The organism is Sulfidibacter corallicola (genome assembly GCF_017498545.1).
Classification (GTDB): domain Bacteria; phylum Acidobacteriota; class Holophagae; order Acanthopleuribacterales; family Acanthopleuribacteraceae; genus Sulfidibacter; species Sulfidibacter corallicola.
Genome location: NZ_CP071793.1, coordinates 1,081,897 through 1,095,768 on the forward strand (window position 1 = coordinate 1,081,897; position 13,872 = coordinate 1,095,768).

Below are 13,872 nucleotides of genomic sequence, written 5' to 3' on the forward strand. Positions count from 1 at the left end.
TCGAGGAAATCTTACCGCGCCCATCGCCCACTGGGGAGTGGTTTTTGCTAGTGAGTGTGCATTCCGAAACGAGACGATTTGTGGCCGTGAAGATTCACGGCAGGTGACCAAAAATGGGGGTTCGAAATCTTTGTGACCCGGAGCGATCGCCGGGAGAGAGGCATCGCACCCAAAACCCTCGAGGTGGTAGCCATTCGTTCGGAAATCGAGGAAAATCGAGTTTTTACGATGATCATTCATTGCTTGTACAGGGCGTCGCGCCCGCCCGGGATCTCGGCGCCGATCTGGGATCGGCGCGACCTTGGGGCGTTTATCATGTGACACCCGACGGCCCTGGTGGGTGGCGATTCGACGAGTATTTCCGGGAGGAGAGATGTTTCATTCCTGTTTAGGTATCTGGCTGGGCGTCACCACCCTGTTGAGCGGCGGCACCCTTGGCTTTCAGACCCAAACCATCGAGGAAGAGCTGCGCGTCACGTACGTGCTCCTGGATGTCAAGGCCAGTGATCGAAAGGGAAATCCCGTCAAAGATCTGCAGATGTCCGATTTTGTGGTCACCGAAAACCGAAAAAAGGTGAATGTGACCTATTTCGAGGTCAAGGATTACGCCCTGGACATTCCCGAAGAGGTGCTGACCGGCCAGCGCGATTACGATGTCTCCGAAGTGCCCAAAGGCGTCCGGCAGGTCATCGTGGCGCTGGATTTCGAGTCGATGAACCCCATCGAAACCGCCAAGACGTTCAAAATGCTGCTGGATTTCCTGGGTTCCCTGAAGGGACCCTCCACCTATTTGATCAACATTCACAGCCTGGAACGGGGTTCCATCACCAAGGGCTTCGTCTCTTCTCCCAAACGCGCCATTCAGGCGGTCGCGGGTTTTCAGGAACGTTACGAAAACCTCAAATATCGCGGTGGCCAACGGGAACTGCTGTTGGCGGACTCCAGGGGGGATCGGGCCTCGTTGACGCGCGGCTATCCCGGAACCGGCGGGTACCTCACCGATCCGTTGCCCAATTTGGAAGATCTCGAAAAGGCCTGCGAAACGTGCGTGCGCCAATTCGGCTACCGGGGCGTGGGATCCGACATGTCCGACTATATGAACAACTGCATCAGGGAGAGCCTGAGGGCTTTCATGGACAAGCTGGAGGCGCGTTCCGAACGGGTGCTGGGTGAATTGGAGATTCTGGCCAACGCCTATCCGGACCGCGAGGGCCTCAAACTGATGTTTTTCGTCTCGCCGGGCTTTTCCCTGCGCGAACCCGCAGCCGCCAATCAATTGGCTCGGTTCTACATGCAGCAGGGGCGCGGCGACTCCCAATCGATTTCGTCGATGCCCATCGGGCGTTCTTTCGATTTCGATGATTCCTTCCGGCGCGTGGTGCACGCCTGCATTCGCAACCGCGTCATTTTCCACACCTTCGATGCCTATACCAACGCCAATACGGATCGCCGGACCCTGGGCGCCGAGTTCGCTTCCTCCGGCAACGCCAGAAACGAGCTCAGTCGCTACTATCGCCAGTACGGCAGCGAGATCACGGGCGGTCTGCGCGACTTGGCGGACGAGTCGGGCGGCAGCTTTTCGCAGACGATCTCGCTTTCGGCACCGATGGGTAAGGTGCTTGAAAAAAATTACCTGTTCTATGTGTTGGGTTACGATTCGCCGCCCGGCAAATCCAATAAGTTCCGCAAGATCAAAATCAAATCGAAACGGCGCGGCGTGCGCCTCAGCTATCGGAGAGGCTATTATGGACCTTAGGAATCGACACTCGTGCACGTCTCGTCGCTCGCGAGACCCGGCGACGCGGTACGCGATGCGTCGCGGTCGGGTCTTTTGAAGGGTCGCCCGTGGACTGGTGCCGCGGGTGGCGAAGGAGTTTGTCATGCATGTTTCAACGCGATGGAAACCTCGGACCGGCATCGTCGCGCGGTGGCGACAAGTCGCCCGGCTTGCCGGCCTGGTCTTTTTCGCCTTGGCGGTGATCCTCCCGCCGGCCTTCACCGGCGATCCGCCAGCCTCCGATCCGCCCGAACAAACCCAGCCCAGTGATGACAAGGGTGAGGGTAAGGACAAGCCGAAGGGCGAGGACGAGAAATCGGAAGAAGAGAAGTTGGTCGATGACGGGTTGGAGGCGGTCACCGACAAGAAAGCCAAAAAGTCGTCCCGGCTGCCCAGTGGGAAACCGCCGAAGGTGGACAAGAAACCCAACTGCAGCACGGCCGAATTACTGGAACGCTATCGACGCGGCGCCAAAGCGGGCCGTGGCGGAGCCCATCCATTTCGCGAGGGCGGCGGCCTGGGGCCGATCGTCAAACCACGACAGCCGACCCGCTCGACGGGAGGCTCCGGCCGAAACTGAGGATCGGCCGAGCCTTCGAGGGCCTTTCGCGAGGGAATCCGCCTTGGGCGACATCCAACCCCGCGCCGACCCAGGGCGTTCATCCGGTTCCCGGGAAACACCTCTTCGTTCGGTCTTTTCTCGTTATTGGCCAATTTGACGCGAACATCCCCGCTTCGGGAGTCTCGCGGAAACCGGCCGTATCTACCGAAATCGCAAATGGTCGCGTATCGCTTGGGTTTTGCGCTACAATGGGGCCACCTTTTCAAGGGTCCTCTTTTTCTGAATTGGATACTTAACACAACCCTCGCGATGACCGTGCCCTTCGCCCTGTGTGCACGAATTCATCGATTCGCTGAGGGTTTGGAGTGGTTGGGAGCGACGTTTGGCTCTGTCCCGTATTCTCATTGTCGAAGATACACCTTTTCCTCGCGCGATTCTTCAGCGCCAGTTGATGCAAATGGGCTACGAAGTCATTGCCGTGGCCGATGGCACGGAAGCCTGGGAGGTCATGCAGAACGAGCCCATCAATTTCGTCATCACCGATTGGCTGATGCCCCGGATGAGCGGAATCGAACTGTGCCGCCGCATCCGACGCGAGGGCTTTTCCCGCTACGTCTACATCATTTTGCTCACGGCGAAAGGCGACAAGAACGATTTGATCGCGGGATTGGAGGCGGGTGCCGACGATTTCATGGTGAAGCCCTGTAATCCGCTCGAGTTGAAGGTCAAGGTCCTGGCGGGCGAACGGGTTTTGAAATACGAGAAGACCCTCGTCGACCAGAATCGAAAATTGGAGTTGGCCCACCAGCAGATTTCCGAACAATTCGCCACCACCGCCAACAACCTCAAGTTGGCCGCCAAGTTCCAGAAGGCACTGCTGCCGATGGAAAGCGCCACCATCGACCAGATGAAGTTCGAATCCATGTTCGTGCCTTGTGAAGTCGTCGCGGGCGATTTTTTCAATTTCTTCAAGATCAACGAGGAAAAGACCGCCTTTTTTCTCCTGGACGTGGCAGGTCACGGCATTCCCGCGGCGATGCTGTCATTCACCCTCTCGCACGTCATCTCGCCCCTGCCGTTTCCCCCCGACGCCCAACACCTCGGCCACACCGGTTACGGTTTTCTCGATTTCACCCATCCCACCCATCTGGCCAGCCGGCTCAACCAGATCTTCGAAGTCCGCTCCGACGGGCAACAGTACTTCACCATGGTCTACGGCGTGATCGACCTGGCCATGGAGCAGGTGCTGTTCACCCAAGCCGGGCACCCGCCGATCATCTATCTGCCCTACGAGGGCGAACCATGCACGATCGGCGAGGGCGGCTTCCCGATGGGGATCTTCCCCAATACCGATTTCGACATCTACAGCTTCGATTTCCGGCCAGGTGACCGCCTCTACCTCTACTCCGACGGCGTCACCGGCTGCTTCGATCCCGACGGCCAATCCTATTCGACCGAGCGCTTCATGGACCTGCTCGCCCATCACCGCCGCGGGTCGTTGCGGGAAGGCCTGGTCAAACTGAAACAGGCCCTCATCGAGTGGCGCGGTTCCGATCAATTCGAGGACGATTTGTCCGTACTGGCGGTAGAGCGGTTGCCGGACCCCAGTCAGGATCGCAACCACCTGGCCGTGGATCTCTCCGAATTGGATTGATTCGGTGGCCCGGTCGGCTCTGGTACACCCCTCGGTCCTCGAGCTGGGATCCGATGCCGTAGCGACCCGCGTTCGGAGGCCGGTTTCGATATGCTTTTTTTTCGCGGATCGTGAAAAAAAGACCGCCTTCGAATCTGCCGCGACCCATCGCGGCCGGGGAAACCATGCGCTTTTGTCAGGAACCGGTTCGCGCTTCTTTTTGGAGGGATCGCGGCGGTGGAGAGATCTTTCTTTTGTAGTAAACTATAATCCTGATTCGGTATTTATCATTCGTGAAAACCGGCTGTACGGGAAAAGCGCGGGCCTGCCTGGTGAAAGACTTCCACGGCTCGGGTCTCTCGACTTGACGCGTCTCGGCCATAGGCGGACCCATTCCGGCGTCCTTCCTCGGTGCGAATGTGTCGTGAGGTATTCATGAACCAAGGTCCAACGAACCAGCGAGCGACTCGAGAGATCCAACTCTCGATCGACAGCAACCTGCAGGATGTGGCGCTCGTGGGCGTTTCCGTCCGCGCCCTTTGCCTCCACTTCTCCCTGGCCCAGGATGTGGCCTACCAGGTCGAGCTTTGCGTGGTGGAGATGATCAACAACGTGATCGAGCACGGTTACCGATTCGAGACGGGCAATCCGATTCGGATCGAAATGAAATTCGAGGAAGGCCGTGTCGGCGTCACGCTGGTCGATCATGCCGAGCCCATCGAGAGTTGCGATCACCAGGCGCCTCAATTCGATCCCGAAGACCTGGAATCGCTTCCGGAAAATGGGTATGGCCGCTTTTTGGTGGATCAAATCATGGATCGCGTGGATTATCATCGTGAGAACGATCGGAACTACTTATATATGGAAAAGAGTTTCGTACCCGAGCGGCGCGCCGGGTAGGGGGATGATCGGACTTGGATAGGGGGGGCGATGGGTCCTGAAAAGTGTCCCGCTTGTTTCGAGGCACATCTCTCGGAAGAGCGAACCTGTCTCAAGTGTGGCTTTTCGTTCGATGCTCCGGAGCAGGGAGAGGCGCTGCCGGTGGGCACCCGCCTCCGCGACCTTTTCCTTTTGGGTCGGTTGCTACCGCCCGAATCCCCGTTTGGATACACCTACCTCGCCTGGGACGAAGACATTCGGCTCAAGGTCTCGATCTTCGAATATGCACCGCGGGGCGTGGCCTATCGCGACGATCGCGGCCCCGGTATCCACGTGCGCGACGATCGCGCCGAACTGCTCTTCGATACGGGCCTGGAGGCGCTTCAAAAGACGGCCGTGCTGCTTGCGGGTTTGAGTCACTCCTCCCTCGCGAAGGTACGCACCTCCTTTTTGGAACACGGTACCCTCTACGTGGTGAAGGAGTTGAACGAGGGCACTTCGCTCCCCACCCACCTGGTATTGCAGCGATTCACCGAAGCCGGCGCGATCCACCGCATCATGCCGATGTTGGCCGCCCTGGAATTGTGTCATGGCGCCGGATTGCTCCATCTCAACCTTCAGCCGCCTACGATTTGGGTGAACCGCCAGGATCACCTGGTGCTGGATCACTTCGCCGCCGAGTTTCGGCGCATGGCGACCTATGCACCCGATCTTCGCGCAGGATTCGACCCGGTCTTCTCGGCACCCGAGCTGGCCGATCCGGAAGGCAAGATCGGTGTCCAGGCCGATGTCTTCTCCTGCGGTGCCCTGTTGGCCTGGTTGCTGCGCCTCCAGCCCTCCGACTTTCTGCCGGCGGCACCGGAGGATGGCGAGCCCGGCGCGGAAGGAGACGAAGAGCAAACGCAGGAAGTCGACGGCGAGGCCGGGTCCGATGCCGATGGCCTCGACCGGCCTTCCGTGGAACTCCTGGTTTCCCAGGAGCTTCAGGAAGTGGTTCACCAAGCGATTCATCCGGACCTGAACGTTCGCTTTGCCGAGGTGCGCCAATTGCGGGCCGCGTTGAGCCGGGTCCCTGCCTACAAGGAGCACTTGGCCCTTGCCGAGCGCGGCGCCGACGAGGAATCCGCCTTGCCGGGTCGCGAACGCCAAGCCGCGAAGCCGGACGCCCTGCCGTCCTGGGTCCACTCCGATTGGCCCGGCGTTGCCTTCGGGTTGGGTGCCCTGACCACCACCCTGGGCGTCTGGCAGGAAGGTAGAATGACCGCCGCGGTCGGGATGGGCCTCACGCTGGCCGGCATCGCCGGAGGGCTTCCCAAATTGGTTGCCGCCTGGCAAGCCCGCTCCGGTGGGCGCCGCTCCCGAGCCGCCTATGCGCCCAAGCAGGCTCGTTGGCGCGCCGAATACTACAACCTGGCCGGTGTGGCCCGCGATACCAAAGGCAAGGAGCGGGTGCGGTCCTATCTACAGGAGCGGTTTCAGGATGCCGAACGGCGCAAGGCCCTCGCGGAGATGCAGGATATCGCTGATACCTTCGCCAATCACGTGGAGGGTCAGGACGGTCGCACCGCCGATTTCGACGAGGCCATCGCGCGGGTCACCAAACAAAACGCGCTGCTCGAAGACATGGAGCAGGCCTGGCACAAGGCCCTGCGCGCCCGTGACCTCGACGAAATGGAGCGTCTGATCGCCGGGTTCAAGCGGCACGGTGTAAAGGAACTCGGCAAGCGCGAGAAAGCGCTGCGCACCTTGAGTCGCGGGCGGAAGAAGTACGTCTGCACCAAATACAAGCTGGAGTTGATGTTGGTTCCGGCAGGTGCCTTCCTGATGGGGGCCAACGACGGCGAGCCGGACGAGCGTCCGGTCACCCCGGTCAACATCTCCCGACCCTTTTACCTGGGTCGCTTTCCCGTCACCCAACAGCAATGGTACCTGGTGATGAAGACCCGTCCCTGGAAGGGTCGACCCCACGTGGCCGAACATCCCGATGCTCCCGCCACCTACATTAGCTGGCTGGATTGCCGGGATTTCGTCAACCGGTTGAACGCCTCGTTGGGCGTGAACCACTACCGCATGGCGACCGAGGCCGAATGGGAGTTCGCCTGCAGGGCCGGCCACGCGGATTCCTTCTATTTCGGCCACGCACGCGCCAAGTTGGGCAGGTTCGCCTGGTTCGTCGACAACTCCTCGGTTTCGGGAACGCCCGCACCCCAGCCCGTCGGCCGCAGAAAGAACAACGTCTGGGGCCTGTACGACATGATCGGCAATGTATGGGAATGGTGTCGCGACAGCCCCTGGCGCTATCCCGGAACGCGGCGGAACGACCCGTTCGGCTCGGACGAGCACCGTGAGAAAATGATGCGAGGCGGTTGTTACGACAACGTATCCTGGCTGTGTCGATCATCGGTGCGGGGAACCAACGACCGCGAATACCGAGGCCCCGACGTGGGGTTTCGCCTGGCCCGCAGCCTGGACTGACCTGATCGTCGGTGCCGAGTCGCGTCATGGGTCGCCACGGGGCCAGGCGCGATCCCGTTCCCGGCGCGCCGCTGTCGAACAAATCCATTCTGGTCAAAACCAAATCCGAAGCGGTTGCGTCTTAATGGTTAGTTCTCATGTTTCAAAAGTCCCATCTTTCGGTTTCTCGTTCTCTCAGATCTAAAACGGCGGTTTATTGAATGATCAATCTGCAACAGGTGACCAAGGCCTATCGCATGGGAAAGCAATCACTTCCGGTTTTGAAGGGCATCGACCTGCAGATCGGCACCGGCGAGCTGGTTTCCATCATGGGTCCTTCGGGCTCCGGTAAATCCACGTTGCTCAACGTGTTGGGGATTCTCGATCGCTACGACGAAGGGACCTATCATCTCGCCGATACGTTGATGAAAAACCTTTCCGAGCGACAAGCGGCCTACTACCGCAACCAATTTTTGGGTTTCGTCTTCCAGTCCTTCAATCTTCTGGAGTTCAAGAACGCGGTGGAAAACGTGGCCTTGCCGCTCTACTACCAGAAGGTCAGCCGCCGCAAGCGCAATATGAAGGCCATGGAACTGTTGGAAAAGGTGGGTTTGGGCGATCGCGCCTTTCACCTGCCCAACGAGCTTTCCGGCGGTCAGAAACAACGGGTCGCGATTGCGCGCGCACTGATTACCGACCCCAAGGTGATCCTCGCCGACGAACCCACCGGTGCTTTGGATTCGCAGACCAGCGAGCAGGTCATGGAGCTGTTCCGCGAGGTCAACAAAACCGGCATGACGGTGGTCATCGTCACCCACGAACACGAAGTGTCCGAAAAAACCGACCGCACCATTCACCTGCGCGACGGCCTCATCCTGAAAGATGACCACTCCGCGGGCCCATCCGATGAGGGGGCTGCCTCGGTGAGCGCACCCAGCCAATCATCGAGCGTGACTGCCGAGGTGCCGGTTTGATGTTCCTCTTCAATCCCGATCACTGGCAGGAGATCGGCCAAACGGTTCGCAAACACAAGTTGCGGACCTTCCTCACGGCCTTCTCGGTAGCCTGGGGCATTTTCATGCTGATTCTCCTGCTGGGCGCCGGCAAAGGTTTGGAAAACGGCGTGCGTTACCAGTTTCGCGATGATGCGACAAACAGCATTTGGATCACCCCACGGCGCACCAGTGTGCCCTATCGAGGTTTGCGTCCGGGACGCTCGGTGCGTTTCACCGACGACGACTACCGCATGGTGCGCGACACCATCGGTGGGGTGGAGCACATCACCGCACGCTTCGTGTTGCGCGGCGATTTCCGGGTTCGCTATGGCGACGAGTACTCCACGTTCGGCATTCGTTCGGTTCACCCGGATCACCTATACCTCGAAAACACCCTGATGCAAGAGGGGCGATTCATCAACGAGCTCGACATCCGCGACCGTCGCAAGGTGGCCGCGATCGGGACCCGCGTCGTGACCAGCCTGTTCGGTCGCAAGAACCCGATCGGCGAGTGGATCGACATCAACGGCATCCAGTATCGAGTGGTCGGCGTCTTTCACGACATCGGTGGCGAAGGCGAGCAACGCATGATCTACATTCCGATCAGTACGGGCCAGGTGGCCTATGGCGGAGGAAATCAAATCCACCGTTTGATGTTCACCATTGGCGACGCCAGTTTCGACGAAAGCAAGCTCATCGAATCCAAGGTGGTGGATCTGCTGAGCGAACGTCATGTCTTCGATCCCGAGGATCCGCGCGCGATGCGGGTCGCGAACCTGGTAGAGCACTACGAGCAGTTCGCCCAGCTTTTCAAGGGCATCGCGGTCTTCGTCTGGCTGGTGGGGTTGGGAACCATCATCGCCGGCATCGTGGGGGTCAGCAACATCATGTTCATCGCGGTCAAGGAGCGCACGCGCGAGATCGGGATCCGCAAGGCGTTGGGCGCCCCGCCGAGCAGTATCATCGGACTGTTTTTGCTGGAATCGATCACCATCACGGTGCTCGCCGGTTATCTGGGCATGGTGGCCGGGATCGGATTGATCGAAGGGGTTCAGGCGGTGTTGCAGAAAATGCCCAGCCAGCCCGATTTCTTCCGCAACCCCAGTGTGGACTTCTGGACCGCTGCTACGGCGACGCTGGTCCTGATCCTGGCCGGTGTGACTGCCGGATACTTTCCGGCTCGGCGTGCTGCGGCCGTCGATCCGATCGAGGCCCTGCGCGATGAGTGACCCGACTCTCTTTCCCACACAAGGAGCGAGCCTTGTTTGACTACGACAAATGGCAAGAGATCCTGGCCACCGTCCGACGCAACAAACTGCGAACCCTGCTCACCATGTTCGGGGTGTTCTGGGGCCTGTTCCTGTTGTTGCTTTTGCTGGGTTCCGGCCAGGGTCTCGAAAACGGGGTGGGTTCCAGTTTCGACGGCTGGGCCACGAATTCCGGTTTCATCTGGCCCCGCCGCACCACCAAACCCTATCGAGGCCTACAGCCTGGGCGCCGGGCGCGGTTTACCGAGGACGACATACCCGCCCTGCGCGCCGCGCTTCCCGGCCTCGACGCCCTTGCGCCGCGTGCGCAGCTCGGCGGGTTCCGCGGTTCGAACAACGTCTTTCGCGGCGACCGCACCGGGGGCTTTTCGGTTTACGGAGATGTGCCCGCCTACCAGCGCATCAGCTTGACCGACATGCTGGTCGGCCGCCATATCAACCCGCTCGATATCGAAGGGAAGCGCAAGGTGGCCGTCATCGGAACCGATGTCCTGAGTGTTCTGTTCGACGAGGGCGAAGAACCCATCGGCGAGTACATCCGGATCAACGGCGTTTTCTTTCAGGTGGTCGGGGTTCACAAATCCCGCCGCACGGGGGGCGACGGCGATCGCGATGCCCAGTCGATCTACATCCCGCTCTCGGCCTATCAGCAGGCCTTCGGCGAAGGCAAACGATTTCACTGGTATGCCTATTCGGCCAAGCCCGGGGTGTCGGTCAATGAGTTGGAAGGGCAAATGATGGCGGCCATCCGCGAGCGCCATCGCATTCATCCGGAGGATCGCAACGCACTGGGGCACAATAATTTGGAAGAGGAATTCCAGCAACTGACAGGCCTGTTCGGCGGCATCCGCGCCTTCGTCTGGTTTGTCGGCATCGGCACCTTGCTCGCCGGGGTGATCGGTGTCAGCAACATCATGCTGATCGTGGTCAAGGAGCGAACGCGCGAGATCGGGATTCGCAAGGCGATCGGCGCCACGCCCTGGTCGATCGTCGCGCTCATCATGCAGGAAGCCTTGTTGCTCACCGGGTTCGCCGGTTATTTGGGGCTGCTTTGCGGAGTCGCGGTCCTGGAAGCGGTGAACCGCGCCTTGGGCACCGATGCCGGGGTGTTTCTCTACCCCGCGGTCAGTCTGACGACGGCGGGTTTGGCGTTCGCGGTGCTCGTATTGTGCGGCTGTCTGGCAGGGTTGATTCCCGCCCGACGGGCCGCTTCCATTCGGCCGATCGAGGCCATTCAGGTTTAACGTTTACACGGGAGATGTGCAGCACTATGTTCAAGGCCATTTTGAAAAAACTGACGATTTTTATTTTTTTTCTATTGGTTGTCGCCAGCTTCGCCGGTACCGGATATTTCCTTTACAAGAAGAGTGAGGAACCGCCGGTGGTTCACGAGACGGTCGCACCCCTGCGCACCGATATCGTCAAGAAAACCGTGGCGACCGGCTCCATCAATCCGCGCCAGGAGATCGAAATCAAGTCGCACGTCTCGGGTGTGGTCGACACGCTGTATGTCGAAGCCGGTGACGTGGTGGAAGTCGGTCAATTGATCGCCAAGATCCGCATCATCCCCAGCGTGACCAGCCTCCACGATGCCGAGTCGACGGTCGAGGCCGTTCGCATCACCTACGAAAACGATCGCAACGAATTGACGCGCCAGCGCAAGGTATTCGAGCAGAACCTGATCTCCGAATCCGAATTCAACGCCTTCGAGTTGGCCGCGCGTCGCAGTGCCCAGGAGCTGGAAGCCGCCATCGCCAACTTGGAACTGGTGCGTGAGGGGGCCTCCAAACGATCGGGAACCGAGTCGAACCTGGTCCACAGTACCGCGGCCGGCATGGTATTGGACGTACCGGTCGAGGTGGGCAACTTCGTGATCGAATCGAATACGTTCAACGACGGCACCACGATCGCGGCCGTCGCCAACATGAACGAGATGATCTTCGAGGGTCGGGTGGACGAATCGGAGGTCGGCAAAATCCGCCTGGGCATGCCGCTGGATCTGCGGATCGGTGCATTGGACACCGAGCGCTTCAACGCCGAGTTGGAGTTCATCGCCCCCAAGGGCATCGAATTGGAAGGTGCCATTCAGTTCGAGATTCGCGCGAAGATCAACATGCCGGCCGATGCCTTCCTGCGCGCGGGTTACAGCGCCAACGCCGACATCGTGTTGGATCGCCGTGAGAACGTCTTGGCGGTGCGGGAGGCCGATCTGTTGTTCGAGGACGACAAGGTGCTGGTCGAGGTGGAGACGGGCGCACAGGTGTTCGCCAAGAAGGAGATCCAGGTGGGCCTGTCGGACGGCATTCACATCGAGGTTCTCAGCGGCCTCGACAGCGAAACCCGCATCAAGAAAAACTGAGCGGGCGAGGGTCTTCATCGGCACTGGGGGGCGTCGCAAGCGTCGGTCTCGACCTCTGGTCCGCCCCTTGATTTCCCAGAAGGCAATGGCATGGGGGCGGGCCGATTCAGGCCCGTTTTCCGGGCGGAAACGAAACGTGATCGGGTTGGGGCTCCCGGTTCTTCCCGCTCTTCCCACCCGGCGCTTATACCTTTGTCGAGTTCCCCTGGCTCCACGATCCATCCCGCCGGGGCAGAAAGCAGAACCGAACCAGGACGAGCGCAAACACGGCGAAACCCGTGGGCATGCCGGCGAGCAGCAGGATCACCAGCCAGCCGCTCGGACGGGCCATGGCGGCCGCAAGTCGGGCGTCGCCCCAATCGATGTTGCGGCCACCTGGCGGAAACAGGACCGCCACCTGGATGAGGGTGGCGTACAGCAGCCACAATGTGCCCAGAAGCGCGAAGGTGATTAGGCTCATACACACCAGTTCCCAGAGGAGAGCCCGTCGTTCCTTGGCCAGGTCGTCAACCATGATCCCGTTCCCGGCATCGCTCGTCAGGCCCGCGGGATCCTCGGATCTGGGAACGTTGTGTCGACGTCAGGTTCGATGCCTCGTATCGGGCGCCCGCCAGCTTGGCCGCAAACAAATTGGTTCGACGTAACGACGCGCGCCGCAAATCGGCATGTTCCAGGTCCGCGTAATGGAGGCGCGCCCCATCGAGCCTGGCATGTCTCAGATCGGCGCCACGGAGCTGGGCTCGTTTGAGATCGGTTTGGGTCAACCCGACCCCGGCCATGGAGCTGTGCGATAAATCGGCGCCGGTCAGGATCGCGTGCGAGAGATTGACACCCGAGAGATCCACCCGGCACAATGTCGCACCTGCCGCCTGGGCGCCTGAAAAATCCATTTCCACCAAAGACAGCGTTCCCGTGGGTCGAAGCCAACCATCTTCGGCCAGCCGCGCCAACAGGATGCCGCGCTGATCTCCGTCGCAGTGGGCAAGTTCCGCACGCAGGAGGGTTCGGGCGATTTCCGCGATGCGCCTCGCATCCGTTTGTGCCCGGGCGCCCGCATCACGGAGGAATACCAGGTTGTCCGCGAGAAAGGTGCCCATGTCTCTTCGCCAAAAAGCCCGTGCCCTTCCTTCGCTTCGGCGTTCTCGATGGGTTGCCAAAAACGTCGTTCCGAAACCGAGGGACATGGCGATCATGCCGCTCAACAAGGCCGCCATGGTTCCGGAGCCTCGAGAGAGAAACGCGGCGGTGGCATCGCCGTAAATCGCTTCGTTCAATCCGCTGATATCGCCGAGGATCGACACGGCAAGCGAGAGCGTAAGCCATCCGGCGATCAAAAAGCTGGCCAAGGCGAGGGCTTGAAGGTGCAGCGGGTCCTCGGTCCGATCCTCGGATGCGGAAATCGAGACGGTGTCGGGTGTATCGGCCGCGTTTGGCAGGCTGGCCAGAGCCTTGAAACGAGCCAATCGTTTCGAGAAATGAGACGCTGGCGGATGGCCCTGACACGTTTCGGGCCTCGCATCCCTGGGGGTGGCATGGGCTCCGGCGAGTGTCGCGAGCACGTTGCGCAACTCCGTCCCGAAGTCTTTCCACCGGGCGCGTTCTTCCCGCAAGTATAGGGATTGCAAATGTTTCCATTTTGCAAGAGCATGCACCCGAGTGACCCAACCCGCTGCGAAGATCAAGAAGCCCATGATCAGAAAGAAAAGGGCGAGCATCAGTTCGAAGATGAAGCCGTTTTGGAACGCGCTTTCGGGCAGTGGGAAACCTTCGGGGAGGTGGATCTGTGACAGTGTCGCGGTCGCGAGCGTTTCGTCGCTCAGAAGTCCGTCGACAAACATGCCGCAGGGAATCGCGAAGATCGGCACACTGGCCCAAATCAATAGAGATCCAAACAGTTTGATGTTGTCCATGGTCACACTCCTTCGGGCTCCGCCGATGAGACCGA

The 13,872-nt window shown here is 60.1% G+C and carries 11 protein-coding genes; 9 read left to right on the forward strand and 2 right to left on the reverse strand.

Annotated features, from left to right (window positions below; genetic code table 11):
- The first annotated feature begins 373 nt into the window (after nt 1-373).
- The 9 genes from J3U87_RS03135 to J3U87_RS03175 all read left to right on the forward strand — a co-directional run bounded on the left by J3U87_RS03135 (nt 374) and on the right by J3U87_RS03175 (nt 11,927).
- A complete protein-coding gene (locus J3U87_RS03135) occupies nt 374-1,756 on the forward strand; it encodes a VWA domain-containing protein (RefSeq protein ID WP_237381571.1) in 1,383 nt (460 codons plus the stop codon).
- 124 nt (nt 1,757-1,880) lie between these two features.
- Nucleotides 1,881-2,357 carry a hypothetical protein gene (locus J3U87_RS03140; protein ID WP_237381572.1) on the forward strand — a complete coding sequence of 159 codons (477 nt, stop codon included), beginning with the start codon at nt 1,881-1,883 and terminating at the stop codon, nt 2,355-2,357.
- Nucleotides 2,358-2,721: 364 nt separating this feature from the next.
- Entirely contained in the window at nt 2,722-3,993 is a 1,272-nt protein-coding gene (locus J3U87_RS03145) for a PP2C family protein-serine/threonine phosphatase (protein ID WP_237381573.1), read from the forward strand.
- A 414-nt stretch (nt 3,994-4,407) separates the two neighbouring features.
- Complete coding sequence (locus tag J3U87_RS03150; protein WP_237381574.1) at nt 4,408-4,872, forward strand: ATP-binding protein; 465 nt, start codon at nt 4,408-4,410, stop codon at nt 4,870-4,872.
- Between the two features lie 30 nt (nt 4,873-4,902).
- The gene (locus J3U87_RS03155) at nt 4,903-7,326 is read left to right on the forward strand and encodes an SUMF1/EgtB/PvdO family nonheme iron enzyme (RefSeq protein WP_237381575.1); all 2,424 of its coding nucleotides are present in this window, start codon (nt 4,903-4,905) and stop codon (nt 7,324-7,326) included.
- 200 nt (nt 7,327-7,526) lie between these two features.
- Nucleotides 7,527-8,279, forward strand: coding sequence for an ABC transporter ATP-binding protein (locus tag J3U87_RS03160; protein WP_237381576.1), 753 nt, complete (start codon nt 7,527-7,529; stop codon nt 8,277-8,279).
- Nucleotides 8,279-9,529, forward strand: a complete 1,251-nt coding sequence (locus tag J3U87_RS03165) for an ABC transporter permease (protein ID WP_237381577.1) — start codon at nt 8,279-8,281, stop codon at nt 9,527-9,529. The genes J3U87_RS03160 and J3U87_RS03165 overlap by 1 nt, the downstream gene beginning before the upstream one ends.
- Nucleotides 9,530-9,561: 32 nt before the next feature.
- Nucleotides 9,562-10,812 (forward strand): ABC transporter permease, encoded by a 1,251-nt coding sequence (locus J3U87_RS03170; protein ID WP_237381578.1) that lies wholly within the window; start codon nt 9,562-9,564, stop codon nt 10,810-10,812.
- Between the two features lie 41 nt (nt 10,813-10,853).
- The gene (locus J3U87_RS03175; RefSeq protein WP_420038277.1) at nt 10,854-11,927 is read left to right on the forward strand and encodes an efflux RND transporter periplasmic adaptor subunit; all 1,074 of its coding nucleotides are present in this window, start codon (nt 10,854-10,856) and stop codon (nt 11,925-11,927) included.
- Between the two features lie 184 nt (nt 11,928-12,111).
- Here the strand turns inward: J3U87_RS03175 and J3U87_RS03180 are convergent, their stop codons facing one another.
- On the reverse strand, nt 12,112-12,441 hold the full coding sequence (locus J3U87_RS03180) for a hypothetical protein (protein WP_237381580.1): 330 nt from the start codon (nt 12,439-12,441) through the stop codon (nt 12,112-12,114).
- Nucleotides 12,434-13,837 carry a pentapeptide repeat-containing protein gene (locus J3U87_RS03185; RefSeq protein WP_237381581.1) on the reverse strand — a complete coding sequence of 468 codons (1,404 nt, stop codon included), beginning with the start codon at nt 13,835-13,837 and terminating at the stop codon, nt 12,434-12,436. Before J3U87_RS03185 ends, J3U87_RS03180 begins: the two co-directional genes overlap by 8 nt.
- Nucleotides 13,838-13,872 lie beyond the last annotated feature (35 nt).

Excerpts from the sequence above, each read along its gene's own strand:
- J3U87_RS03135 (WP_237381571.1), top strand. The coding sequence starts at position 374 with ATGTTTCATTCCTGTTTAGGTATCTGGCTGGGCGTCACCACCCTGTTG.
- J3U87_RS03140 (WP_237381572.1), top strand. The coding sequence starts at position 1,881 with ATGCATGTTTCAACGCGATGGAAACCTCGGACCGGCATCGTCGCGCGG.
- J3U87_RS03150 (WP_237381574.1), top strand. The coding sequence starts at position 4,408 with ATGAACCAAGGTCCAACGAACCAGCGAGCGACTCGAGAGATCCAACTC.
- J3U87_RS03155 (WP_237381575.1), top strand. The coding sequence starts at position 4,903 with ATGGGTCCTGAAAAGTGTCCCGCTTGTTTCGAGGCACATCTCTCGGAA.
- J3U87_RS03160 (WP_237381576.1), top strand. The coding sequence starts at position 7,527 with ATGATCAATCTGCAACAGGTGACCAAGGCCTATCGCATGGGAAAGCAA.
- J3U87_RS03165 (WP_237381577.1), top strand. The coding sequence starts at position 8,279 with ATGTTCCTCTTCAATCCCGATCACTGGCAGGAGATCGGCCAAACGGTT.
- J3U87_RS03180 (WP_237381580.1), bottom strand. The coding sequence starts at position 12,441 with ATGGTTGACGACCTGGCCAAGGAACGACGGGCTCTCCTCTGGGAACTG.
- J3U87_RS03185 (WP_237381581.1), bottom strand. The coding sequence starts at position 13,837 with ATGGACAACATCAAACTGTTTGGATCTCTATTGATTTGGGCCAGTGTG.